At 58.6% G+C, this 280-nt stretch carries 1 rRNA gene; it reads left to right on the top strand.

Features of this window, described 5'->3' with window-relative positions:
- A 23S ribosomal RNA gene (locus tag AC5WRL_RS28140) occupies positions 1 to 280 on the top strand; the annotation flags it as partial.

Below are 280 nucleotides of genomic sequence, written 5' to 3'. Positions count from 1 at the left end.
GTTGTGGTGGGTAGGGGAGCGTCGTGTGCCGGGTGAAGCAGCCGTGGAAACGAGTTGTGGACGGTATGCGAGTGAGAATGCAGGCATGAGTAGCGATACAAGAGTGGGAAACTCTTGCGCCGATTGACTAAGGGTTCCTGGGTCAAGTTGATCTGCCCAGGGTAAGTCGGGGCCTAAGGCGAGGCCGACAGGCGTAGTCGATGGATAACCGGTTGATATTCCGGTACCCGTTGTGGAGCGCCAACGCTGAATCAGGCGATGCTAAGCCCGCGAAGCCGCC

The organism is Streptomyces sp. NTD107 (genome assembly GCF_059510435.1).
The sequence above is the reverse complement of the archived record's forward strand: the minus strand, read 5'-3'. Positions and strand labels throughout refer to the sequence as shown.